Origin of the sequence: Paraburkholderia sp. MM5477-R1 (assembly GCF_050436385.1) — a bacterium.
GTDB classification, from domain to species: domain Bacteria; phylum Pseudomonadota; class Gammaproteobacteria; order Burkholderiales; family Burkholderiaceae; genus Paraburkholderia; species Paraburkholderia tuberum.
Genome location: NZ_JBNDMC010000007.1, coordinates 468914 through 492100, shown reverse-complemented (window position 1 = coordinate 492100; position 23187 = coordinate 468914). Strand labels below are relative to the sequence as shown.

The following is a 23187-nucleotide window of genomic DNA, read 5'->3' as shown; positions in this document are numbered from 1 at the left end:
TCGCGCAACCATAGTGGTTTTTATCATGCAGCAACCAGACACATCGCGCGTTGACGGCAGGTCCACCCTTCGCGTCGCTATTATCGGCACCGGGATGATTGGAGAAGTACATCGTCGCGCGGCGCTTCTCGCGGGAGCCGAAATCGTCGGCGCGATGGCTTCCACACCGGAGCGCTCTGAGGCAATCGCCGGCCGTTGGAAAACCGCACCGATTAGGTCACTGGATGAGCTAAAAGCGCTCGCTCCAGACCTTGTCCACGTGTGCAGTCCAAATGCTCTGCACGCTGAGCACGTAGAAGCGGCTATCGATGTCGGCTCGCATGTCATTTGCGAGAAGCCGCTCGCTGTGAACAGTGCAACCGCGCACCGTCTTTATGACCTGGCACAGAGCCGAAATCGGGTGGCTACCGTACCGTTCGTCTATCGGTTCCATCCTCTCGTGCGCGAAATCCGGGCTAGAGCTGTTTCGGGCGAATTCGGACGATGGCAGCTCCTGCACGGCAGCTATCTTCAGGACTGGCTGCTGTCGCCGTTCGCCACGAGCTGGCGCGTCGACTTAGCGCAAGGCGGCCCATCCCGAACCTTCGCTGATATTGGCTCTCACTGGTGCGACCTCATGGAGTTTGTCACGGGAGAAAGAATCGCATCACTGTGCGCCGCCATGTCAACAACGGTTCCGGAGCGCCCCGCGACATCCACTTCGACATTCGGAAGCGGTTCGGCTGATACAACAATGAAGGCCGTTGACACCGAGGATGCGGCAGCCGTCCTGTTCCGAACTGTCTCGGGTGTGCTTGGCTCGGTGACGGTCTCGCAGGTTTCTGCGGGACGCAAGAACCGCCTGTGGTTTGAATTCGATGGCGAAAAGCAATCTGCGGTTTTCGACCAGGAAAACCCCGAGACCGTCTGGATTGGGTCGGAAGACTCAGCGCAAATCCTGCACCGAAGCCCTTCCTCCGGGTCACCGGAGCAACGGCGCTTGTCGACGCTGCCTCCTGGTCATGCGCAAGGCTATGCCCAGTGTTTTGAGAACTTCGTGGCTGATACCTACGCGAGCGTGTGTGGAGAGCAAAGAGACGGCCTTCCGACCTTCGCCGACGGAGTCCGGTCTTCGCGGATTGTCGATGCCGTGGTCACGTCCGCGAAATCAGGCATGTGGGTCGACGTGGCGAGCGCGTCCAATTAAGCGTCTCGCCTGCACCCGCATTACCGCTTCACTCGATTACGGATTCTGCATTGAACGGAGAATCAATGAAAAACGCAAACACGCCTGTGACCTTGTTCACGGGGCAATGGGCTGACCTTCCCCTCGAAGAGGTAGCGAAGCTCGCTTCCAGTTGGGGTTATGACGGCCTCGAACTGGCATGCTCCGGTGACCATCTAGACATCTGGCGAGCTGCCGAGGACCAGACCTACCTCGATAGCCGTCGCGAAATTCTTGACCGCAACAACCTTCAGCTCTTCGCTATCTCGAACCATCTCACCGGGCAAGCAGTGTGCGATGACCCCATCGACTTCAGGCACCAGGCAATCGTCCGCTCGAGGGTCTGGGGCGATGGCGAAGCAGAAGGCGTCAGAACGCGCGCCGCTGATGAACTCAAGCTCACGGCACAGATAGCTCGCAAGCTTGGTATCGACACTGTAGTGGGCTTCACTGGCTCGAAAATCTGGCCATACGTGGCGATGTTTCCGCCAGTCCCGGAGTCGGTCATCGACGCAGGTTTCGAGGACTTCGCGAACCGGTGGAATCCGATTCTTGACGTCTTCGACGCAGAGGGCGTCCGATTCGCTCACGAAGTCCATCCAAGCGAAATCGCATACGACTACTGGTCGAGCGTCCGGACGTTGGAAGCAATCGACCAACGGAAAGCATTCGGTTTCAATTGGGACCCGTCGCACATGATGTGGCAGAACGTCGACCCCGTCGGTTTCATTCTCGATTTCAAGGACCGCATCTATCACGTGGACTGCAAAGACACTCGACTGCGTCCCAGAAATGGCCGGGCGGGTGTGCTGGGGTCTCACCTTTCCTGGGGAGACCCGCGTCGGGGATGGGACTTCGTAAGCACCGGGCATGGTGACGTGCCCTGGGAGGATTCATTCCGTGCACTACGGTCGATTGGGTACAAGGGACCCATCTCAATCGAATGGGAAGACGCCGGTATGGAGCGGAAGGAAGGCGCAGCTGAGGCGGTGAAGTTTGTTCGCTCGCTGTTGTGGCAGCCCTCCGCGGCGAGGTTCGACGCAGCTTTCGGACCGGGTTAATAACTGTCCAAGACCCCACGATTCCTGAACAGCTTGGGCCTTGCAAGGTCAGCAGCATCAAATCCGACACTGCACAACTTATGAACACTCACTTCGCTTCAACCGCGGGACCGGACAAACTTGTCGCGGCCCCAGAGTATGCGGATGGTCCCCGGTTGCTTGCGGACATCGGCGGGACAAACGCACGCTTTGCGCTAGAACGGCGGCCGGGCGCCGTCACGGACATTCGCGTCTATCCATGTGCAAGCTTTGCCGGCGTAACGGAGGCCACCAAGCAATACCTCGCGGACATGGGCACCCCTCACGTCCAAAATGCCGGCATCGCGATTGCCAATCCAGTGGACGACGATATGGTTCAGATGACAAACCTGGACTGGGCGTTCTCCAGAGCGGAAATGCGCGCGACGCTTTCCCTGGCTCGTCTCACGGTTGTCAACGACTTCACGGCCCTCGCCATGGCACTGCCGGGATTGTGTGAGACGGACTACGTTAAGTTTGGGTTGGGCGAGCCAACCGCGAATGAACCGATTGGGCTTCTGGGACCTGGCACGGGGCTCGGAGTCTCAGGCCTTGTTCGAACAGGAAATGGATGGGTGCCACTCGCGAGCGAAGGCGGCCATGCATCGTTCTCTCCGGTCGACGAACGCCAGGAAATGGTCCTCGCGTACGCAAAGAAAAACTGGACCCACGTCTCGTTTGAACGAGTTGCCGCTGGCCCCGGACTCAGTGTTATTCATAGTGCGTTGGCGGCGCTGCATCGTAAGGACGGCCGCACAGTCGTTCCGGCCGAGGTCACGCGACTCGCGCAGGCCGGTGATTTGCACGCGCTGGATACGGTCGCTTGCTTCTGCTCAATACTCGGCAACCTGGCTGGGAATCTCGCGCTCACACTGGGCGCGAAGGCCGGCATCTTTATCGGTGGTGGCGTCGTACAGAAGCTCGGCACTCAATTTAATACGTCTGTATTTCGTCGCAGCTTCGAAAACAAAGGGCGGTTCAACGAGTATCTTAAGCGTATCCCAACGTACCGGATTACAGCCGACTACCCCGCCTTCGTGGGCATCGCTGCAATTCTGGCGCAGCAGTCAGCGCACTGATACCTTCCGTCAGAACGGTGTCGGCGCCTCGACGCAGACGACGAGTAGCCCGAGCGACCGTCCATTCTGATTTCATGCATCAGTTGGCACCCATTCCGAAGTCATCCAGTCGAGGAACGCCTTGACTCTAGCCAGGCTCATGCGTCGGCGAGGCACATAGGCTTTGAACCAGCTTTCCTGGGGCGAATACTCAGGTAGTACCCGCACAAGCTCGCCCGACCTGAGGGCCGACGCCGAGATATATCTGGGCAACAGCGCAATGCCTAAACCCGATTTGGCGGCCTGAAGCAAAGTCAGATTGTCATCAGCCTGCAGCCGAGGGGGTACGTCAACTGAGACCACTCCCCGGCTAGACTGAAAGTGCCAAGTTACTCCAATCGGAGCAAATACTAGACACGAATGCGTAACCAGGTCTCGGGGATGTGTCGGCCGCCGCGTGGCTTCGACGTATCCCGGCGCGGCGCATAGCACTGAATTAACTGGCTGTAACGGCACGTCCACGACGCCTTCGTAGCTGGCGAGACGCCCACTGATTGCGATATCAAACCCGGACTCAGCAGGGTTTGCGGAACGGTCGACGAGCGCCAGTTGCATGGTTATTCGCGGATGGCGGGCTAGGAACGCGCAGAAGACCGGCGCTAATTCCTGCGTGGCGAGCGTCGTCGGCGCCATCACGCGTAGGTGACCCTCGAGCTTGCCCGCGTCTCGCTCGACCGATGTCAGAAGTTCGTCGAACTCTGCAACGAGGTCGACCGCGCGGGCATAGAATTTCTCGCCCGCTTCGGTCAGCGCCACGCTGCGCGTGTTTCGTTCAAAAAGTCGGGTATTCAGTTCCTGCTCGAGCTGCGCAATACGGCGCGCCACAACTGATGGCACAACGTCGAGACCTCGCGCGGCGTCGGCGAAAGTGCCGAATTTCACGACCGCGACGAATGTCCGAACGTGGGTAATGACGTCCATGGTGCCTCTTTATCAGTCTGATTAATGCAAAAAATCGATTACACAAATCCGAAATTTACTTTAATCGAGCTAGTTTTGCATCAATAGAATTGTCACATGCGAAATCGACAAACATCGTCGAACGCCCCACATACAAACAATTCCGGAGACAGCCATGGACCACCGGCTTTGGCAAACCATGCCGGCGGATAGCCAGCACGAACCTCTCGAAAACCCTGAGCGCATTGCAATGCCGTCGAAGACGAGCGCTGCCGCGCTCCGCCGTTCGTCCGTCGGCGCCAGGAAATCCCCGGCAGATTGGAAAAGCGACCAACTTATTTTCGCCCCATGCAGACAGGCGCGGACCGGCAACGGTCCCGCACTGGCTCGCGCGCGGTCCCGGCAATCCATGCCGTCATGTAGGTCCGCCGCTGCTACGGCCCATGCGACTTCAAAGTGCGCTGGGTCCGGCCGGCCGCATCAATCGTATTGGTAGCAAGCGAGGTAGAGAGATGGCACAAAGCAATATCAGCGTAGAAGTCACTCGAGTTCGGCAGCTCACGGAACGAGTGAGGGAATATCTCCTTACCTCGGTCGATGGTCGGTTCCTTCCCGAGTACGCACCTGGGGCGCACGTAGCGCTGCACACGGTGTCTCCCGAACGTGGACTAATCGTTCGACATTATTCACTCATCGGTGGCAGCGACAGCGAATCTGACCCACGCACAACTTATCGGATTGCCGTCCAGCGAGACAGCGATACGCGAGGCTCAGCTCATATTCATGCCACGTTCGTGCCGGGGACACGGCTCGAAATCGCTCCTCCGACGAACAACTTCCCGCTGGACCGCAGGCCGGGTCCTATCCTGCTCATCGCTGGCGGCATCGGTGTCACGCCCATCTTCTCGATGGCTCGCAGTCTCGTGCGCCGGCAGCGCTACTTCAAGCTCCTTTACGCAGGTCGCAATCGGGACTCGATGGCCTACCACCGCGAACTCAGTCGCCTCGCGGCAGAGTCCGCGACCTTTCATTACAGCGATGACGCGGGCGTGCTCGACATGGTCAAGCTGCTCCGTGACCAGGAAGACGGCACCACGGTGTATGTATGCGGTCCTGGTGCAATGATTGCCGCCACTCATGCCGCCGGAAAAGAATTGGGTTGGAACCCTGACCGAGTCCGCAGCGAGGCGTTTGGCGCTTCTCGTGGCGCCGACGCGAATGCTTTCGATGTTCGACTCCTCCGCAGTGGCCGCACGGTTCGCGTTAGCGCGGACGCTAGCATCCTCGACGCATTGAATGCGGCAGGTGTTCCCGTACTCTGGGATTGCAGGCGTGGCGAGTGCGGTCTGTGCCCGCTCAAGGTCGTATCGAGCGATGGCCCGCTCCAGCACAACGACCTGTATCTGACTGAAGAAGAAAAGGCTGCCGGCGACACGATGTGCATCTGCGTTTCGCGAACAGCAGGTCGCGAAATCGTGCTGGACGCCTGAGCGGCCCCATCTTGGAGAAAGTGATGAGTTTCAAACTTACGGTTGCTCATCAAGCGCCGGAACACGACTTCGACGTGCCTGGATTCACTCCGGGTGGATTCGCCGACCATTCGACGCCTCTGGTTCGAAACAGCTGGTATGTCGCTGCGAGGAGTTCGGATGTTTCCCGCGACATCATCAGTCGGCGCCTGCTTGGCGTCGATGTTGCCCTCTACAGGACGATGGCAGGCGAAGTCGTGGCAGTGCGCAATCGATGCCCGCACCGGTCGTTCCCGCTCGCGAAAGGCAAGCTGATTGGCGACGTTCTCGTGTGCGGCTATCACGGAATGCAGTTCGACCCTTCAGGCCGCTGTGTGAACATGCCGGCAATGCCCATCATCCCTACGAATGCGAATGTCCGTAGCTTTCCCACCGTCGAACGCAGCCCACTCATCTGGATTTGGATGGGCGACCCCGATGCAGCGGACGAGAACCTCGTACCCAACACCGACTGGTTGCCCGACCCGGAATGGAAGAGCGTCGGCGATACGTTCCACATGAAGTCCGACTATGTGTCGATGCACGAGAACCTTCTCGACCAGACACACTTTCCGTTCCTTCATCCGGGCGCAATCGGTACCCCCGAATACGCTCGCTCGCGACTAAAGGTTCGTGTCGAAGGCGATGTCGTCGTGATTGACCGTGAATTGCTTAATTCGCCGCCGCCTGGAGTCTATGGTATCCCGACAGGCTTGATGGGGAAACCGGTCGACCGCTTCTCGGAAGCCCGATTTGTGTCGCCGTCGCTTCACACTGCGTACGCCCGTATCGTCGACAACAATGACCCGAGCGGGCAGCCTCGCACTTATCGCTTCAATATCACGCACGTCTTCACCCCGGAGACAAACGGAAGCATCCACTACTGGTGGTTCTGTAGCCGCAACTTCAAGCTTGATGACAAGGAAATCGACGCTCATCTCTACGCAGCTTCTTCAAAGGCGTATCAGGAAGACGTCGATGCTCTCGAGTGGATTCTTCAGACGGTGTCCTCCGACACACAACCGCAGTTCGACCTGAACTTTGCGCCCGACAAACCGGGCTTGCTGATGCGCCAGGTTCTCTATCGGCTGGCAGCTCAGGAAGCGGGTCCGCAAGGAACCAGCCCTTGCGCAACCACGGGGCAATGCACTGACGCAAATAAGCAGAACCCGGCGTAAGCAATACGAGTTCTCTTTTTTGTGCAGGCGCTCGCCAGCCCCTAGGCTGAGGCGGGCGCCCTGAAAGTCCGAAGTCAATGTTCATCCAGGCAATCAAGTTTCGGCCCGACCCACATTCTAATAAGACGTACAACTAACGTTATGACGTAGGAGACATTCCCGTGATTAGCCACAAGTCCCCGGCCGCACCGTCGAGCCAAAGCACCATAGACGTTCAGTCGTTTATCGACGGACGAAAAATGTCGTTTTACCAACTGAGCGTCATCGCGATATGCGTCGCCGTGCTCGTACTGGACGGCTTTGACGCAGTCATGATTGCGTATATGGCCCCGTCGCTGGCTGGCATTTTGCACCTCGCACCGAAAGAGCTTGGGCCACTCTTCGCGGCGGGCTTGGGCGGTCTCACTGTGGGTGCGTTCCTTTGTGGGCCGCTCGCAGACAAGGTGGGCCGAAAGCGCGTTCTTATTGCCTCGGTGGCGATTTTCGGTGGCTTCACGCTGCTCTCTTCGCTTTTCCACAGTCTCTCTTCGCTAACCACGCTTCGCTTTCTTGCAGGACTGGGACTTGGGGGCGCGGGCCCGAGCGCGATGGCGCTGATTGCAGAAATGTGTCCGCGCGACCGACGTTCTTCCCAACTGGCGTGGCTCGGCTGCGGTATCCCATTAGGCGGTGGTATTGCGGGTTTCGTTGCCGCCAAGATGATTCCGGTCTACGGCTGGTCTTCGATGTTTGTCATCGGCGGCGTCTTGCCTTTGCTCCTGCTGATTGCCATTGCGATTCGGGTTCCCGATTCCGTACGCTTCCTTCTGCTGCATCATGCCGGACAGTCAAAAGTGCGACGCGTCATGTCGAAGATTGCGCCTGAGCAGGATTTCTCTTCAGCCACGTTCTCATCGCGCAATGAGAAGGAAAGCCGCGCGGTCGTCTTGGACCTGTTCAAAGATGGACTCGCCAGCTCGACATTGCTCCTTTGGCTGGCATCGTTCTGTACGTTGATGGTCGTGTATTTCCTGACGAACTGGTTGCCCATTCTCCTGCACTCAACGAAACATTCGCTGGGTGAAACGTCACTTCTTCTTAGTCTGTTCCTCATTGGTTCGCCGTTCGGCAGTTTAACCGTGGGATTCCTGATGGACCGTTACAGCCGCCATCTCTGCATGGTCGTCAGCGCGTTTATTGCTGCGGTCTGCCTCATAGTAATTGGGAATGTCGTGAGTGACCTGTTGCCGGCAGCTGTCGTCATCATGGCGGTCGGTGCTTCGTGCGGCGCTTGTGTGACTGGTTCAAGCATCCTCGCGAGCTTTATGTACCCCACAGCTGTTCGGGCTACGGGTATTGGCTGGACGGCCGGTTGTGGCCGTCTTGGTTCCGTGTTTGGAACGATGAGCGGCAGTGTTCTGCTTGCGACCGGAATGGCCGTGCCGTCGCTCCTCAAGGTCGCTTCAATTCCGTGCTTCCTTGCCAGCGTAAGCTTCTTCGCGCTGATGCTAGCAGCGCGCAAGCGCCCTGAAAACCTGATAGCCGTATCGGCGAAAGGCAGCGCCTAATCTCGCGACGGAGGCCGACATGCTCGAGGCAAGACTCATCAACCGCACCCGTACAGTGGGGCCCGCAGACTTGCCATTCGAGATTGAATTTGCCAGCACTGGAGAAGTGATTACGGTCCGGTCAGACCAGACCGTTATCGAGGCGCTGATGGAAAACGACGTGGTGATTCCCTCGTCCTGTAACCAAGGTAGCTGCGGAACCTGTGTGATGCGTGTGCTGGATGTCACCCCCATCCATAGAGACGTATTCCTGACTGACTCAGAGCACGCGGAGAACGACCAGTTCACCCCATGTTGCTCTCGGGGAGTAAATCGCCTCGTGATTGACATCTAAGGTGGTGATTTCATGTCAATGAATCTTGCTTATCTGCGTACATTCCTCGCGGTCGCAGACACCGGAAGCATTTCTGGCGCATCCAGGACGTTGTTCCGGGCGCAGTCTGCGGTCACTCGAGCTGTCCAGGAATTCGAACTGCTCCTCGACACACAGCTGTTTGAGCGACGTCCCAGCGGTATCGTGCCAACTTCTGCAGCCGAAGCAATATTGCCTCGGGCGCATGCGGTCATGCAGGAACTTGCCGCCTGGAGCAAAGACAAGGTTCCCACTGCACAGCCAGAGGCGATGTACCGATATGTTCCCCCGGCCGTGCTTTGTGGAAGGCGTCTTGAAATGTTCTCGAGGCTTCTCCGGTGTCGCCATATGCCCACCGTGGCGAAACAGGTTGGTGTGAGCCAACCGGCAGTCAGTGCGGCAATATCTAGTCTCGAAGCATGCATCTCGGAACGCCTCTTCGTTCGAACAACCCGAGGTCTCTCTCCGACTGACCACGCCGCGCTTTTAGGGCAGTCGACTCGTCGGGCCCTCAATGATGTCGCGCGATTGCGGAGCGATATTGCGTTGAGAACGGGCGAGATTACTGGTGAGGTAGCCGTTGGCGCTTTGCCGCTTGCACGCGCGTCAATCCTTCCAGAAGCCATCGCCCAACTGGTAGCAGCGCATCCGAACGTGCTGGTCAGTACAGTGGAAAGCCCATTCGAAGACTTGTGCGCCGCTCTACGTGCGGGCGAACTTGATTTCATCGTCGGCGCACTCAGAGACGCGGAACAGGCTCCAGATTTTGAAACACGAGAGCTCTTTCGTGAACCACTCGCAATCGTCGTGCGACGCGGGCATCCGCTTACGCAGAGCCGCAGTGTCGGCTTGAAAGACCTTGCTGGCTATCGATGGATAACGCCTCGGCGGGACACGCCCGCACGAACGCTGCTATCCAGTGCCTTCGCAGCATTGAATCACCCAGAGCCTACGGTCGTTGTCGAGACGGGCGATGCAGCCATCGTCCGTCGTCTTCTAGCGCAAACCGATTTGCTAGCAGCCGTGTCGGCTAGCCAGATGTCGGCCGAAATCGGTCCGGAGAAGTTACGGCCCTACCTGTCAGTTTGTCCGGAACGGTTCGCTCGATTTGAATCACACGGCGCGCCGGCGTTCTCGAGTCGCCGGCGGCGACGAGATTGGCGCAAATGATTGCGGCGAATGTATCGGTGAACACGAGTCAGATGGCACGCGACCCGGACACGCCCTTAATTCTTTCTGCACCCGGCAGAAGCTTCACGCATTAGGGATTAATGCGCTCGTATCTATGGAGATGAGATGAGTCAAAATCGCGGAGTTGTATACATCGAGCCAGGCAAAGTAGCGGTCAAGGATATTCCGTTTCCCGAGATGGTGAACCCTGCGGGACGTCGCGCCAACCACGGTGTCATCCTGAAAGTTGTCTCAACGAACATCTGCGGGTCCGACCAGCATATGGTCCGGGGACGAACAACTGCGCAGCAAGGGCTTGTCCTCGGGCACGAAATCACCGGTGAAGTTATCGAAGTCGGTTCCGACGTCATTACCCTGCAGAAGGGTGATTTGGTATCCGTTCCCTTCAACGTCGCTTGCGGCCGTTGTCCGATGTGCAAGGCACAGAACACGGGCGTTTGCCTTACGGTGAATCCGGCTCGTCCTGGCGGCGCCTATGGCTACGTCGACATGGGCGGGTGGATTGGCGGTCAGGCCGAGTACGTTTTTGTACCGTTCGCCGACTTCAATCTATTGAAGTTCCCTGACAGGGACCGCGCGATGGAGAAGATTCGCGACCTGACGTGCCTGTCGGACATCCTCCCGACGGGGTACCACGGGGCTGTGACCGCAGGCGTTCGCCCGGGTGCCAGCGTATATGTCGCGGGCGCTGGTCCTGTTGGCATGGCAGCAGCCGCTTCCGCGCGGCTGCTTGGTGCAGCGGTCACGATTGTTGGCGACGTTAACCCGGCACGCCTCGAACATGCCAGAGCAGTCGGCTTTGAAACCGTAGACCTGTCCTTGGATGCGCCCTTGACGGAGCAAATCGCGGCCATCCTCGGTGAACCGGAGGTCGATTGTGCGATTGACTGCGTCGGCTTCGAAGCACGCGGCCATGGGCACGACGGGTCACGTCATGAAGCACCGGCGACAGTGTTGAACTCGCTGATGGAAGTCACCCGCGTTGCCGGCCAGATTGGCATCCCCGGCCTGTACGTAACGGATGACCCGGGTGCAACAGATTCTGCCGCGAAACAAGGCAGCTTGTCCGTGAGGCTTGGCTTGGGCTGGGCGAAGTCGCACAGCTTCTTCACGGGACAAACGCCGGTCATGAAATACAACCGCGACCTGATGCGCGCAATTCTCTGGGACCGCATCGACATCGCTCGTGCTGTTAATGTCCAGGTCATCTCGCTCGATGACGCTCCGACCGGATACGCGCAGTTTGACGCCGGAGCGCCTAAGAAATTCGTCATCGACCCTCATGGGACGCTGCGCAAAGCGGCGTAGTCGACAGAATTAATAATAAAGCAGCGTTTGGAGACTAAAAATGAAAACGAAACTGATTGCCGCCAGCTTGGTGACAGTGCTGGGGAGCGTTGCTCTCAATGTCCAAGCACAGAGTAGCGTGACGCTTTTTGGCACAATCGACACGGGTATTTCGTATGTGAGCAACCGTGGCGGACATAGCGCATGGCAGACCGACGACGGCATCAATGGGCCGAATCTTTGGGGTTTTATTGGACGGGAAGATATTGGTGGCGGCACGAAGGTTATCTTTAATCTCGTAAGCCAGTTCGTTTTGAACTCTGGCTCTTTGTTGCCCGGCCAAAGCCTTTTCAGCCGGAACGCCTATGTCGGCCTGACCAATGGCCAGTACGGGACGCTTACTTTAGGCAATCAGTATGATTTTATGGTCGACGCGCTGTACAACACGAAGGATGACCCAGCCATCTACACGGGCCATCTTTATGGCCAAGGTGCAGGTCCCTTCCAGGCTTTAGGGCTGCCCAGTAATCCCACGGGCAACTTTGACTGGTACCGCGCGGCGGGACGCATCGCGAATTCGGTCAAGTACACCACGCCAGTATTTGCGGGCTTGAGTGCCGGGGCAATGTATGGTTTCGGAAACGTTGCGGGCTCGTTGGGAACCGGCAATGCAACGAGCTTCGCCGTCAACTACGCAAACGGTGGCTTCGGAGCTGATGCGGCATACACGTTCGTTAAATATCCGGCCACCGCCGGAACTATTGGGCCGCAGGTCGGAGTGCGCAACTGGGGTGCCGGCACGCGTTACCAGTTCGGCCCTGTTCTGGTCAGCGCCCTGTTCGTCACCGTCAAAAATACGGCGAACGGGGGCGGCATCTGGCAAGGTTCGACGGGCATCGACTATTTCGTTCGCCCCGACGTCAGTCTCAGTGCAAGCTATGCTTACATGAAGGGAAACGAGGTGGTGAGCAACAATCACGCACACCAGATTGACCTCACTGGGGAATACTTTCTTTCCAAACGAACCAGCGTTTACGCGATGACGGTCTATCAACGAGCAAATGAAGGAGCGCACGCGTTGATTATGGGTCTTACAGGTGCCAACGCGGCATCGAGCGGGCCCAATCAATTTATCGGCCGCGTAGGATTAAAGACGAAGTTTTGACCTCGATGACGGCCCTCGCTAGTGTCCTGAGTTAAAAATTCATTGAATGATGCCGATCACGTACTAAAGTGTCCTGTGTAGCACTTGATACGCGGAGGCAACGATGAGTGGACGGTCCAAAGGGGAACTCGTGCTGAGCGATTCGGAGCGCGAAGACCTGCAAGCGCTGACGATGCGACGCAAGACCGCGCAGGCCCTGGCATTGCGGGCGCGCATCGTGTTGGCCTGTGCCGATGGCATGGACAACAAGACAGTTGCGGCGAAACAGCGGGTCACACAGCAAACGGTTTCGAAGTGGCGGGCGCGATTCGTGAGCCATCGTGTGGACGGCCTGCTTGATGCACCACGGCCCGGCGCACCGAGGACGATTGATGACGCGCGCGTCGATGCGGTCATCGCGAAGACGCTCGAGTCCGTGCCTGTCGGAGCGACTCACTGGAGCACGCGCACGATGGCTCGCGAAATGAAATTGTCGCAGACAGCGGTCACACGAATCTGGCGTGCTTTTGGCTTGCAACCGCATCGGCAGGAGACGTTCAAGCTCTCCAGCGATCCGATGTTCGTCGACAAGGTGCGGGATATCGTCGGGCTTTACCTGGACCCGCCGCTCAAGGCCATGGTGCTGTGCGTGGACGAGAAGAGCCAGATTCAGGCGCTCGATCGCACGCAACCCATGTTGCCGTTGGCACCCGGCATCCCTGAGCGACGTACCCACGATTACATGCGCCACGGTACGACCACCCTGTTCGCGGCGCTGGACATCGCTACTGGTGAAGTAATCGGCGAGGTACATCGGCGCCATCGCAGCAGCGAATTTGTGCGCTTTCTGCGCACCATCGAAGCCAGCGTGCCGTCTTACCTGGAGGTGCATCTGGTAATGGACAACTATGGCACGCACAAAACGCCCTCGATCAAAGCCTGGTTCGCTCGTCATCCTCGCTTCCATGTTCACTTCACACCCACCTCGGCGTCGTGGCTTAACCAGGTCGAACGATGGTTTGCCGCGCTCACTGAAAAATACCTTCGACGCGGTACGCATCGGTCGACACGTCAACTCGAAGACGCGATCCGTCATTATCTGGATGTCTATAACGCGAACCCCAAACCGTTTGTCTGGAGCAAGTCGGCCGATGAGATCCTGGCCAGCCTCGAACGGTTTTGTGTGCGCGTCCGCAAGGCTGCGGCAGGAGCATCATGAATATCAATACCGACGCAATTGATGAAGTTTCCCTCGCGCTCCTCTACCTGACCCTGCATGACCGATACCGTGCATGGAAGGGCTTCGACTGGGATGTGCTGAACCGGCTCCATGAACGAGGCCTCATCGAAGACCCAGTCAACAAGACGAAGTCCGTGATCTTTACGGAAGAAGGACTGCGCGAGTCCGAGCGACTTTTTAATCAGCACTTTGTCATTCCGGAAAGAACAGAGAATTGATTCAACGAACTTCTAACTCAGGACACTAGCGCGAGGCCGTCATCGTTCGCGACGCTGGTCTGCACAGATTTTGTCGAGTGCAATATCGGCCGACAATGTTTGATTCCACGACATATCCGAGATACATCGATTCGACAAAGAAAATACTATAGAACTCTGCGCAGACCGATGCGTCCGTCGACGTCAGACCGGTTCCATGCCGTGCGCAATTTTGGCCGAATCGGCCTCGGGCGAGGACAGGCATTCAAGGAAACCAGCGGCCGCTTCGCGTCGTTCCGATGTCGCGCAGATGGCAGCGGAGAAAACCGTGGCAGCTTGAATATCTGGAGGAAGCATCCCTATCACATCAATGCCGGGCTGATGGATAAGCTCACTGAGTTGCTGAAAGCCAATTTCGACAGTCCCGTCGGCCACGAGATTCCCCACTGGCACGCCTGGTGAGGCCTCCACGATTCTCGATGCTACGGCGTCGAGGATGCCCCATCTGCGAAGTAGACCGATAAGGTGAACCCCGCTTGGTCCCGTCGAATATCCGATGGTGCTAGCGCGCAGGATGGTATCGCGTACGGCCGCTTCTGAACTGATGTCGCGACGCGGCTCGCCGAGCTTGACCGCAACCGCAATCCCCGAACGCGCCACATCAATTTGACTTCCAGGAAGGAGGTGACCACTTTGGCTCAGTCGCTCAAGAGCGTCCGACGCGAGGACCACGATATCAAAGCGCTCGCCATCGTGAACGCGGCGAGCCGCCTCCACACCGCCAATTGATAAGACCGAGACAGTCTGCTCCCGCTGTCGCTCGTATTCGTCCGCAAGCTTCGTCAGCACGTGACGCGTGGCCATGGACGAAATGACTGTCAGGGGAAGATTCAGAGTATCAGTCGACATGCTGGTTCCCGTCAGTCAATGTAGCGCAGCCCAGCCTGTTTTAGCGGCTCTCGCATGTTGTACATGTCGAGCCCGAGTACTCCCGAGGCCAGCCTGGCTCGCTTCTCGGCTTCATTTGCCTCACGAGCGGTGGCTTTCTCAAGCACCGCGCTAGCGGCGGAGGCGGGAACGGTCACGATACCGTCCAGGTCGGCGACAACTACATCCCCGGGAGTGACCAGTGCACCTGCGCAGACTACGGGGATATTGACCGAACCCACCGTCGCCTTAATCGTTCCCTTTGCGGAAATCGCTTTGCTCCACACTGGAAAGCCCATTTCTTCGAGAACCCTTGCGTCGCGCACGCCCGCATCAATGACTAGGCCTTTGGCGCCCCGTGCCTGGAAGCTGGTCGCCAATAGGTCGCCAAAGTAGCCGTCGGTGCAATCTGCCGTTATCGCTGCAACAACGATGTCTCCAGGCTGAATCTGTTCAGCGGCGACGTGCATCATCCAGTTGTCACCAGGATGAAGCAGAACGGTGACTGCCGTGCCGTACGCCTGTGCGTGAGGAAATATAGGACGCATATACGGCTTGAGCAAACCCGTTCGACCCATCGCCTCGTGGACAGTGGCCGAGCCCAGCGCACCAAGTTTGCCGGCCACCTCTTTGTCTGCGCGCTTGATGTTGCGGTAGACGACTCCCATCTCATACATAGTCAAACTCCCTTCGCTTTGAGTGCGGCGTCTAGGCGCGGGTAAACTCGACGTGCGTTGCCTTCGAAAATCTTGTGCCGGGCTTCCGGGCTGATATCCGCTGCTTCGACATAACGTTTCGTGTCATCGAAGTTGAAGCCCGTCTCGGGGTCGATACCACGAACTGCCCCAATCATTTCGCTTGCGAAAAGAACATTGTCGACAGGTATGACGCGGGTCAACAAGTCAATACCCGGCTGGTGATAGACGCAGGTATCGAAAAACATGTTGTTGAGAAGATGGTCTTTGAGCAGCGGCTTTTTCATTTCCTGTGCGAGCCCACGGAAACGTCCCCAGTGATACGGGACGGCGCCACCGCCGTGTGGAATGACGAAGCGTAGCGTCGGGAAATCCCGAAACAGGTCCGACGTCAGGCACTGCATGAAAGCAGTCGTGTCCGCGTTCAGATAGTGCGCGCCCGTCGTATGAAAGCAGGCGTTGCAACTTGTGCTCACGTGAATCATCGCCGGGATGTCGTACTCAACCATCTTTTCGTAGATGGGGTACCAGTATTTGTCGGACAGCGGCGGACTTGTCCAGTGACCGCCCGACGGGTCGGGATTCAGGTTAATCGCGACATTGCCATACTGTTCGACGCACTTCACGAGCTCAGGGATACAGGTCCTGACGTCGACACCGGGACTTTGCGGCAGCATCGCTGCTGGCGTGAAGTGGTCCGGAAAGAGCTGACTCACGCGGAAACATAGTTCGTTGCAAATTGCGGCCCACGTGTTCGAAATTTCGAAGTCACCGATGTGATGGGCCATGAAACTGGCCCGGGGGCTGAAAATGGTCAAATCGAGGCCACGCTCCTCCATCAGTCGGAGCTGGTTGCTCTCAATCGATGCACGCAGTTCATCGTCGCTAATCTGTAGCTCGGATACGCTCGGCATCTCTGCCGGATTTTTGATGCCTGCAATCTGCCGGTTACGCCAGTTTTCCAACGCCTTTGGCGCGGTTGTGTAGTGGCCGTGAATGTCAATAATCATCTTGATATCTCTGACGGGTTAGGGACCGCGCCGGCGGCGGCAGCAGTTGTTTCTCGCCGAGCGCGCCTATTGCTTCGGCGGCGCAGACTTGTCCCACGAAACGTTCTGACCGCCTTTCCCTGCGACCGAATAAAGCGCCCCGGGCGCGTTGCGCGTCTTCTGAAATGCTTCCAATGTCTCACCGCGCATCGCCGCATAAATATGCAGATTTGACACGGCCCGTCACTGCGCCAAGCTTCTCCAGCATGAAGAAGATGACGCCGTAGTGGAGGAGTCCGCGCCAGTCCCGGCGACGGATGAGGTCGCGCTCCTGCTCCGTAAGTCCGGCCGCCTCGAAGCTTGCCTCCTCATTGCTCTTGAAGGCTTCGCGATGTTCGGGTTCAATCATGCGATGGAGATAGTCGTTGATGCGATACGCGCGCACCGCCATTTCAATCGAGAACGGGTACGTTCCTTCGAGTTTCTCGACATCGGTCAGTTGAATTGCCATCTTCTGGCGATGACGTTCGACGATTGCAGGATTGAGCTCACTGTCTTCGCCTTCGTAGATGGCGGTCGCGATGCCGGCCATCGACGGCAGGTAATAGCTTCGATGCTTACACAGTACGTTCGAGGACAACGCCCCTCGCATGGTGAGCCACATGACGACTTCAGCACCTTCGTAGCCGCCTAGCTCAGCGAATTCGGCGATTGTCATGTTTGCAAGCTGCTCCGGGTCGCGTTCGAACAGGTCGAGGAAGCGCTGGTCCCATTCGGTGTTGTTGAAGCCGGAGCGCTCGCCGTGTACCTGGTGCGAAAGGCCGCCCGTCGCCAGGATTGCGACCTTGAGGTCTTCCGGATAGCTCTCGATGGCGCGTCGCAGTGCCTGGCCGAGCTTGTAGAAGCGTCGCGCGCTCGGGACTGGCAACTGAAGGACACCCATCTGAAGTGGCACGAGTTTGATTGGCCACTCCGGCTTGTGCGGGCACAGCATTGACAACGGCGAGAAGCAACCGTGGTCGAGTGGTTTGTTCTGAAAGAACGACATGTCGAATTCATCGGTCATCAGCGACTTGCCGATGTGAGCGGCAAATTCGGGATGGCCTTGTACGGGGGGCAGGTCTCGCGCGCCTCCACCCTCATCTGCGACGTGCCACTCCTGGCCCACGCCGAGTGCGAACGCCGAATAGTGGTCGAAGAAGAAGGAAGTAACGTGGTCGTTGTAGATGGCCAGCACGACGTCGGGACGTTTCTCAGCGAGCCAATTCGCTAGTGGCGCGAAGTTTTCGAATATAGGCGCCCACACCGGGTCGTCGCGCTTGTTCTTGTCGAACGCGAAGCCGATTGTCGGGGTGTGTGAAGCGGCAAGTCCGCCAATGATTTTTGCCATTACTTGGAACCCAGTGACATGCATAGCGGCGCTGTACGCGACCTCAGCAAGGCGCGCTCAGCGTTGAATAAGCGCATGAGATAACACCCTGCATGGGTGTGTCAATCGGCGTTCCCAGCGAATCAGTCCCGTGTTAATGCAGAAGATTGACAGAAGACACAGTCGCCTAAGCGCTCCCCGCCTCGCGGCGCGCACCCATTCCGATAGACAGTTTCGATAACCTACCGGCTCGAAAGCAAGGGGCATTCACAAAAACAAGAGATGTACGCTAGAGAGAATGCTCAAACACAGGAAGGTGAAACAAGGGGTTGAAGGGGTTGGAGCGCTTAGTCCGCGAGATGAAGTCTGCACTTCGGCCGCTGCCGGGTGTCTGGGATAGCCGAAGGCGAATCAAAGCTTGTGGATGCCGTGTCTAAGGCTCGCGGCCTGACTTCAATGCACAAAGGCATGACCGTACGGTGTGATGGCGAGGAGTGGCCGCTCAATTTCGCCCAAGAGCAGAAGATGATTGGCGCTGCGCTGAAGTCAGCCGGAATCGACACTCGGCGTATCCGGCAGTAGACAAAGGTCGGCGGCCCGAACTGAGGCGTATATTGGTGAGTAGCGGCACTGACGACCTCCTGAGCTAAACGCATGCAAACTGAAAAATATCGTGGATATACGCTCTGGGGACATGCCATCCAGCTCCGAGAAGACATCCTGCAACCGGAACGATTCGCGGGAAGCGGCACAATCACGCGCGACACCAAGGTTATAGAGGTGTCTGGAGTGCTTGGCACTTTCGAGACTGACGAAGAAGCTGAATCGGCGGGCCTCTCATGGTGTCGCGCGTGGGTCGATAGCCACTAATGACAAAGCGGAATACGTCTGACTGCAAGCCGAAACTTGAGCCCTATTGCCGCCTACTTCAACGTATAGTGGCAGGTCGCTCGTGCTGACAGCAGTCAACCTGTATCCGGTCTCTCTGAGCGCCGCGCGTTGATTGATAGAGGTCGCTGTCCGAAACAATGGCGTAACCTCGAGGCCCTCTCGACACTCAAACGCCCTTTGATGTCAGCGCTATGTGCCTTCTGGCACATTTCAGCGCGTCAAGTCCTTGTTTGGAGCTCGTAATCATCTATCGTTCAAAGGTTAATCCGAATGACCAGGAGACGCTCGTGACTACGATTCCATCGGTTCCTGCGCGCAAGACGTTCAACTATCCCAAGCTTGCCGTTTCCGCAACAATCGCTTCTAAGAGCAGCATTGGGTTCATTTTCGAGGCCGGGGAAATCAACGCGGTATTGTATGCATGTGTGACCGACATACAAGGCAATTCTCTACCACCAGAACACCTGCCGCCACGTGAGCATTTCAAGCTTTTCGAAATCGAGCCGGATGTCGGAATCAGAGAGGTGACCTTTTTAAACACAGGCAATGCGCTTGAGTTGCCCGCGAATGTTGGTGCCTTAAAACAAGTAATTTTTCAATTTGAGTTCAAACATACACCTACCCTATCAACATTGGAGCAGGGAGATATACGCCAAGTGCCCTTCATGCTTCTGGTGTCGCCGACGGGAATGTTCGCACCGTTTGATGAACTTGCCGGCTACACGCTGTTATCTGCAACCGTCCTTAACCCTTACCAATGAAACGCGTTGGAGGGCGATGAAGCGAATTTGCCTGACTGCGGACTACCGGTCAGGGACTAGGTTCTTCAGCAAACTTAAACTCCTTGTTTCATCATAGACTAGCAACCCGTCACATCTTGATTCCCTATAGTGAAGCACCATCGTTTTTTTGCCGGCCTATTGGAAAGCAAACCAGCCCTCCGACTTTCACTTGCACGTTGCTCGCTGGTTTCCCACCTCTTCAAAATTCCGTAGAGATTTCCTCCATCGCCTGCTCGCCGCGAGTCCGCCCGAATTTTTCTTCAGCTAAATCTCTAATGTTCGAGGCCACATTTCGAGCGCGTCCATCCCATGCCGAAATCATCACCCCTGTTGCGCGGTATACATAGTGCTGCCCGTTCCGCGGTGCAGCCGCGCGACTGGTCGGACATCAACGGCAGCGGTCGCGGGGCAACCGGTACTGTGGGATAGCCTTGAGACACCGGACAGGGTGGCGAAGTTAGCGCCCTGAGGCGAACGGCTGACGGGCGACGCTGGCTCCGAGGGGCATCTCATGATGCTTTGGAACGTGTCTGAGGTCTCGCTCAGGATAAGGCGGGGCTCAACTTCACCAAGGGGCATTCACAAAAACAGCGGATATTCGCTAGAGAGTAAAAACTCGAACCAGCGAAAGTGCTCCGTGGGCGAAGTTAAGTAAGAGCGTCGAGTAGTGCGGTCCCGGTTTCCTGGCAAATTGGCTGACGGCGCTCACGGGCGTGCTCCGTGCAATCGGATAAATGCTGCAAGTTCCCCGGGTGCCCGGAATTGAGTCAGGAGGCCATTAGCGACTTCCGCCCGCCATTCCCGGAATGAGTTTCTCCCAAATCCGCCGTAGCCAACCTCGGCTTCCGCTCCACGTGCAAAGCTGGAGCCCCTCCGCGGTATGGCGCCAGTCAGGGACAACCGGCTCAGACGTTCAGTGCCGCAGCATGGTGGGCGATATGCTCGCCAATAAAGCTCGAGATGAAGTAGTAGCTGTGGTCGAAGCCCGGTCGGAAACGCAACAATAATGGATGTCGGGCCGCCTCACAGGCGTCCTGTAGCAGTTGTGGCCTGAGTTGCACCTCAAGAAATTCGTCAGCACCGCCCTGGTCGACAAGCAGCGGCAACCTTTCCTTGGCAGACTTGACGAGTTCACATGCGTCATACTGCTTCCAGTCCTCCTTGTTGGCCCCAAGGTAAGCGCTGAACGCTTTTTCGCCCCACGGCACTTGCGAAGGTGCGACGATTGGCGAAAATGCAGACACGCTCCGGTACCGGCCGGGGTTCTTCAAGGCAACGACCAGCGCTCCGTGACCACCCATGGAATGGCCGCTGACTGAGCGGAGGTCCGAAACCGGGAGTGCAGCCTCGATGAGCGACGGCAACTCGTTCACGACATAGTCGTACATGCAGTAGTGAGCGGCCCACGGTTTCCGGGTAGCGTTCACGTAAAATCCCGCACCTTTACCCAAGTCATATCCGGCTTCGTCGGGTACGGTGTCGCCGCGCGGGCTTGTGTCTGGCGCAACGAGGACAACCTGGTGTTCGGCCGCGTATCGCTGCGCGCCAGCTTTCGTGATGAAGTTCTGTTCCGTGCAGGTCAGTCCCGAGAACCAGTAAAGCACTGGTAGGCGTCTTTCGTGTGCCTCTTTAGGCAAGAACACGGAGAAATTGATGGGGCAGCCAAGCACGTCCGACTGGTGACGGTAGACGTCTTGCCAACCGCTAAAGCAGGCGTGATGTTCTATGCGTTCCATTATGGCCTCGAATATGCGGGTCGCAAAGCGCGACCCGCTCGTCGTTCTTACTTCAGGACGCCATTGCGCTTCGCGATGTGAGTGGCCATCGCGTCCATTAGCGGCGGATTCAGCGCGTCGTACGGCGGAAGACCCAGTTCATTAAGGCGGCCGCGCACGTCGGCCATCTGGTCCGGCTTTGCGCCACCACCTTCGATAACTGAAGACACGAAAGCAGCGAATCGGGGCTCCTCCCATCCTTTCTCACCGGAGAGTTCGACATGGATGAAGTCAAGGCCATAGAACGGGTGGTCCTTGTTCTCGATGCGTCCATACAAATGCGTACCACAGTCCTTGCACGCATGACGCTGGATAGCTGCTTTCTCGTCGACGACCATCAGCTTTTTCGCGTGTGCTGTCACTTCGACGTTGTCGCAGGAAACGACACCTATGACCGCGAACGCTGCGCCTTCGGGCTTCCAACACTTGGTACATCCACAGGCGTGATTGTGCGCGACGTTGCTGCTTACCTTGACTTCGACGGGCTCACTGTTGCAACGGCACCTAAGCGTTCCGCCCTTAAAATCAGCCTTGCCTTTAATGACACCGTCGTCAACTGACGGATGAATCGCTACTGCACTCATGGATACCTCCAGTAAGGAAAACGAGAATTTGGAGCGCTAGCGCCTTGAAGGCGCTGCAGAATTGGCGATTTAGAAGTTGATGACGGTCCGAATCGACTTGCCTTCGTGCATGAGGGTGAAGGCATCGTTGATTTCGTCAAGTGGCAACGTATGCGTCACGAACGGCGACAGCTGGATGTCTCCACGCATCGCGTCTTCGACCATGCCGGGCAATTGCGAGCGACCTTTGACGCCACCGAAAGCCGTGCCCTTCCAGGTACGACCAGTGACCAGTTGGAACGGCCGAGTGGAGATTTCCTGGCCGGCTCCCGCCACGCCGATGACGACAGACTGTCCCCAGCCACGATGCGCACACTCGAGCGCCGCCCGCATGACATTCACGTTGCCGATACATTCGAACGAGTGGTCAACGCCCCAACCAGTCATCTCGACAATGACCTGTTGAATCGGCTTCTCGTGGTCTTTGGGGTTCACACAGTCCGTCGCGCCGAATACCTTCGCCAGTTCGAACTTTGAAGGGTTCATATCTACTGCAATGATTCGGCCAGCTTTGGCCTGGCGCGCGCCTTGAATGACAGCAAGGCCAATTCCTCCCAGCCCGAACACCGCGACGCTGTCGCCTGGCTGCACCTTTGCCGTGTTGTGAACCGCGCCAATGCCGGTCGTCACGCCACAGCCCAGAAGACAAATCTCCTGGTGATTCGCTGCGGCATTCACCTTGGCTAGCGACACTTCTGCGACCACGGTGTATTCACTGAACGTCGAGCAACCCATGTAGTGATAGACGGGTTCCCCGTTGTATGAAAAGCGCGTCGTGCCGTCGGGCATCAAGCCTTTACCCTGCGTGGCGCGGACAGCGACGCACAGATTCGTCTTGCCAGACTTGCAGAAGAGGCATTCACCGCACTCAGCCGTGTAGAGCGGAATGACGTGGTCACCTGGAACAAGAGACGTAACACCCTCGCCAACTTCGACGACGACTCCAGCTCCCTCATGACCCAGGACACATGGGAATAGTCCCTCTGGGTCATCTCCTGAAAGGGTAAAGGCGTCCGTGTGGCAAACGCCCGTGTGTGTAATCTGAATTAGGACTTCGCCCTTTCTTGGCGGGTCGACGTCGATTTCGACAATCTCAAGCGGCTTACCCGGTGCAAACGCAACGGCTGCACGTGATTTCATAAATTTCTCCTCCAGACAACGATAAGCACAAGATTCGCAACTAGGTAGCAA

Annotated in this window: 21 protein-coding genes and 1 pseudogene; 14 read left to right on the top strand and 8 right to left on the bottom strand. The window is 57.4% G+C overall.

Going from position 1 to position 23187, the window contains the following annotated elements; all coding sequences use genetic code 11:
- Nucleotides 1-25 precede the first annotated feature (25 nt).
- From OKW35_RS31110 to glk, 3 genes are all read left to right on the top strand, one after another.
- Nucleotides 26-1186, top strand: coding sequence for a Gfo/Idh/MocA family protein (locus OKW35_RS31110; protein ID WP_429554090.1), 1161 nt, complete (start codon nucleotides 26-28; stop codon nucleotides 1184-1186).
- A 65-nt stretch (nucleotides 1187-1251) separates the two neighbouring features.
- Nucleotides 1252-2265: a sugar phosphate isomerase/epimerase family protein gene (locus OKW35_RS31105; protein ID WP_429554089.1), complete on the top strand. Its 1014-nt coding sequence runs from the start codon at nucleotides 1252-1254 to the stop codon at nucleotides 2263-2265.
- An 80-nt stretch (nucleotides 2266-2345) separates the two neighbouring features.
- Nucleotides 2346-3362 (top strand): glucokinase, encoded by a 1017-nt coding sequence (gene glk / locus OKW35_RS31100; RefSeq protein ID WP_429554088.1) that lies wholly within the window; start codon nucleotides 2346-2348, stop codon nucleotides 3360-3362.
- Nucleotides 3363-3434: 72 nt separating this feature from the next.
- Here glk and OKW35_RS31095 read toward each other — a convergent pair whose 3' ends face one another.
- Nucleotides 3435-4322: a LysR substrate-binding domain-containing protein gene (locus tag OKW35_RS31095; protein ID WP_429554087.1), complete on the bottom strand. Its 888-nt coding sequence runs from the start codon at nucleotides 4320-4322 to the stop codon at nucleotides 3435-3437.
- 491 nt (nucleotides 4323-4813) lie between these two features.
- Here OKW35_RS31095 and OKW35_RS31090 point away from each other — a divergent pair, with 491 nt between their 5' ends.
- The 9 genes from OKW35_RS31090 to OKW35_RS31050 all read left to right on the top strand — a co-directional run bounded on the left by OKW35_RS31090 (nucleotide 4814) and on the right by OKW35_RS31050 (nucleotide 13966).
- Entirely contained in the window at nucleotides 4814-5791 is a 978-nt protein-coding gene (locus OKW35_RS31090) for a PDR/VanB family oxidoreductase (protein WP_429554086.1), read from the top strand.
- Nucleotides 5792-5814: 23 nt separating this feature from the next.
- The gene (locus OKW35_RS31085) at nucleotides 5815-6987 is read left to right on the top strand and encodes a Rieske 2Fe-2S domain-containing protein (protein ID WP_429554085.1); all 1173 of its coding nucleotides are present in this window, start codon (nucleotides 5815-5817) and stop codon (nucleotides 6985-6987) included.
- Between the two features lie 161 nt (nucleotides 6988-7148).
- The gene (locus OKW35_RS31080; RefSeq protein ID WP_429554084.1) at nucleotides 7149-8534 is read left to right on the top strand and encodes an MFS transporter; all 1386 of its coding nucleotides are present in this window, start codon (nucleotides 7149-7151) and stop codon (nucleotides 8532-8534) included.
- 19 nt (nucleotides 8535-8553) lie between these two features.
- The gene (locus OKW35_RS31075) at nucleotides 8554-8868 is read left to right on the top strand and encodes a 2Fe-2S iron-sulfur cluster-binding protein (protein WP_429554083.1); all 315 of its coding nucleotides are present in this window, start codon (nucleotides 8554-8556) and stop codon (nucleotides 8866-8868) included.
- Nucleotides 8869-8880: 12 nt separating this feature from the next.
- Nucleotides 8881-10056: a LysR family transcriptional regulator gene (locus tag OKW35_RS31070; RefSeq protein WP_429554082.1), complete on the top strand. Its 1176-nt coding sequence runs from the start codon at nucleotides 8881-8883 to the stop codon at nucleotides 10054-10056.
- 126 nt (nucleotides 10057-10182) lie between these two features.
- On the top strand, nucleotides 10183-11385 hold the full coding sequence (gene fdhA / locus OKW35_RS31065; protein WP_429554081.1) for a formaldehyde dehydrogenase, glutathione-independent: 1203 nt from the start codon (nucleotides 10183-10185) through the stop codon (nucleotides 11383-11385).
- A gap of 40 nt (nucleotides 11386-11425) precedes the next feature.
- On the top strand, nucleotides 11426-12529 hold the full coding sequence (locus OKW35_RS31060; RefSeq protein WP_429554080.1) for a porin: 1104 nt from the start codon (nucleotides 11426-11428) through the stop codon (nucleotides 12527-12529).
- A gap of 103 nt (nucleotides 12530-12632) precedes the next feature.
- Nucleotides 12633-13727: an IS630 family transposase gene (locus tag OKW35_RS31055; RefSeq protein ID WP_184069115.1), complete on the top strand. Its 1095-nt coding sequence runs from the start codon at nucleotides 12633-12635 to the stop codon at nucleotides 13725-13727.
- Nucleotides 13724-13966 carry a DUF6429 family protein gene (locus tag OKW35_RS31050; protein ID WP_090812276.1) on the top strand — a complete coding sequence of 81 codons (243 nt, stop codon included), beginning with the start codon at nucleotides 13724-13726 and terminating at the stop codon, nucleotides 13964-13966. Before OKW35_RS31055 ends, OKW35_RS31050 begins: the two co-directional genes overlap by 4 nt.
- Before the next feature lie 183 nt (nucleotides 13967-14149).
- Here the strand turns inward: OKW35_RS31050 and OKW35_RS31045 are convergent, their stop codons facing one another.
- The 4 genes and pseudogenes from OKW35_RS31045 to OKW35_RS31030 form a co-directional block, all read right to left on the bottom strand.
- Complete coding sequence (locus OKW35_RS31045; protein ID WP_429554079.1) at nucleotides 14150-14854, bottom strand: substrate-binding domain-containing protein; 705 nt, start codon at nucleotides 14852-14854, stop codon at nucleotides 14150-14152.
- 11 nt (nucleotides 14855-14865) lie between these two features.
- Nucleotides 14866-15549: a 4-carboxy-4-hydroxy-2-oxoadipate aldolase/oxaloacetate decarboxylase gene (gene ligK, locus OKW35_RS31040; protein WP_429554078.1), complete on the bottom strand. Its 684-nt coding sequence runs from the start codon at nucleotides 15547-15549 to the stop codon at nucleotides 14866-14868.
- A gap of 2 nt (nucleotides 15550-15551) precedes the next feature.
- Nucleotides 15552-16577 (bottom strand): amidohydrolase family protein, encoded by a 1026-nt coding sequence (locus OKW35_RS31035; protein ID WP_429554077.1) that lies wholly within the window; start codon nucleotides 16575-16577, stop codon nucleotides 15552-15554.
- Between the two features lie 66 nt (nucleotides 16578-16643).
- Nucleotides 16644-17946, bottom strand: a pseudogene (locus OKW35_RS31030) (gallate dioxygenase).
- Between the two features lie 633 nt (nucleotides 17947-18579).
- Between OKW35_RS31030 and OKW35_RS31025 the strand changes: the two are divergent.
- Nucleotides 18580-18795 carry a hypothetical protein gene (locus OKW35_RS31025; RefSeq protein WP_429554076.1) on the top strand — a complete coding sequence of 72 codons (216 nt, stop codon included), beginning with the start codon at nucleotides 18580-18582 and terminating at the stop codon, nucleotides 18793-18795.
- A gap of 308 nt (nucleotides 18796-19103) precedes the next feature.
- On the top strand, nucleotides 19104-19577 hold the full coding sequence (locus OKW35_RS31020; RefSeq protein WP_429554075.1) for a hypothetical protein: 474 nt from the start codon (nucleotides 19104-19106) through the stop codon (nucleotides 19575-19577).
- A 926-nt stretch (nucleotides 19578-20503) separates the two neighbouring features.
- On the opposite strand, the gene fghA is transcribed toward OKW35_RS31020, so the two are convergent.
- The 3 genes from fghA to OKW35_RS31005 form a co-directional block, all read right to left on the bottom strand.
- Nucleotides 20504-21334, bottom strand: coding sequence for an S-formylglutathione hydrolase (gene fghA / locus OKW35_RS31015; RefSeq protein WP_429554074.1), 831 nt, complete (start codon nucleotides 21332-21334; stop codon nucleotides 20504-20506).
- A 47-nt stretch (nucleotides 21335-21381) separates the two neighbouring features.
- Complete coding sequence (gene gfa, locus OKW35_RS31010; RefSeq protein ID WP_429554073.1) at nucleotides 21382-21957, bottom strand: S-(hydroxymethyl)glutathione synthase; 576 nt, start codon at nucleotides 21955-21957, stop codon at nucleotides 21382-21384.
- A gap of 69 nt (nucleotides 21958-22026) precedes the next feature.
- The gene (locus OKW35_RS31005; RefSeq protein ID WP_429554072.1) at nucleotides 22027-23136 is read right to left on the bottom strand and encodes an S-(hydroxymethyl)glutathione dehydrogenase/class III alcohol dehydrogenase; all 1110 of its coding nucleotides are present in this window, start codon (nucleotides 23134-23136) and stop codon (nucleotides 22027-22029) included.
- Nucleotides 23137-23187: the final 51 nt, after the last annotated feature.

Bases quoted from the DNA above. Each gene is read 5' to 3' on its own strand.
- OKW35_RS31050 (WP_090812276.1), top strand. From the start codon at position 13,724: ATGAATATCAATACCGACGCAATTGATGAAGTTTCCCTCGCGCTCCTC.
- OKW35_RS31110 (WP_429554090.1), top strand. From the start codon at position 26: ATGCAGCAACCAGACACATCGCGCGTTGACGGCAGGTCCACCCTTCGC.
- OKW35_RS31055 (WP_184069115.1), top strand. From the start codon at position 12,633: ATGAGTGGACGGTCCAAAGGGGAACTCGTGCTGAGCGATTCGGAGCGC.
- ligK (WP_429554078.1), bottom strand. From the start codon at position 15,549: ATGTATGAGATGGGAGTCGTCTACCGCAACATCAAGCGCGCAGACAAA.
- fghA (WP_429554074.1), bottom strand. From the start codon at position 21,334: ATGGAACGCATAGAACATCACGCCTGCTTTAGCGGTTGGCAAGACGTC.
- OKW35_RS31005 (WP_429554072.1), bottom strand. From the start codon at position 23,136: ATGAAATCACGTGCAGCCGTTGCGTTTGCACCGGGTAAGCCGCTTGAG.
- OKW35_RS31095 (WP_429554087.1), bottom strand. From the start codon at position 4,322: ATGGACGTCATTACCCACGTTCGGACATTCGTCGCGGTCGTGAAATTC.
- OKW35_RS31070 (WP_429554082.1), top strand. From the start codon at position 8,881: ATGTCAATGAATCTTGCTTATCTGCGTACATTCCTCGCGGTCGCAGAC.
- OKW35_RS31060 (WP_429554080.1), top strand. From the start codon at position 11,426: ATGAAAACGAAACTGATTGCCGCCAGCTTGGTGACAGTGCTGGGGAGC.
- gfa (WP_429554073.1), bottom strand. From the start codon at position 21,957: ATGAGTGCAGTAGCGATTCATCCGTCAGTTGACGACGGTGTCATTAAA.
- OKW35_RS31085 (WP_429554085.1), top strand. From the start codon at position 5,815: ATGAGTTTCAAACTTACGGTTGCTCATCAAGCGCCGGAACACGACTTC.
- fdhA (WP_429554081.1), top strand. From the start codon at position 10,183: ATGAGTCAAAATCGCGGAGTTGTATACATCGAGCCAGGCAAAGTAGCG.
- OKW35_RS31075 (WP_429554083.1), top strand. From the start codon at position 8,554: ATGCTCGAGGCAAGACTCATCAACCGCACCCGTACAGTGGGGCCCGCA.
- OKW35_RS31090 (WP_429554086.1), top strand. From the start codon at position 4,814: ATGGCACAAAGCAATATCAGCGTAGAAGTCACTCGAGTTCGGCAGCTC.
- OKW35_RS31045 (WP_429554079.1), bottom strand. From the start codon at position 14,854: ATGTCGACTGATACTCTGAATCTTCCCCTGACAGTCATTTCGTCCATG.
- OKW35_RS31035 (WP_429554077.1), bottom strand. From the start codon at position 16,577: ATGATTATTGACATTCACGGCCACTACACAACCGCGCCAAAGGCGTTG.
- OKW35_RS31025 (WP_429554076.1), top strand. From the start codon at position 18,580: ATGCAAACTGAAAAATATCGTGGATATACGCTCTGGGGACATGCCATC.
- OKW35_RS31105 (WP_429554089.1), top strand. From the start codon at position 1,252: ATGAAAAACGCAAACACGCCTGTGACCTTGTTCACGGGGCAATGGGCT.
- glk (WP_429554088.1), top strand. From the start codon at position 2,346: ATGAACACTCACTTCGCTTCAACCGCGGGACCGGACAAACTTGTCGCG.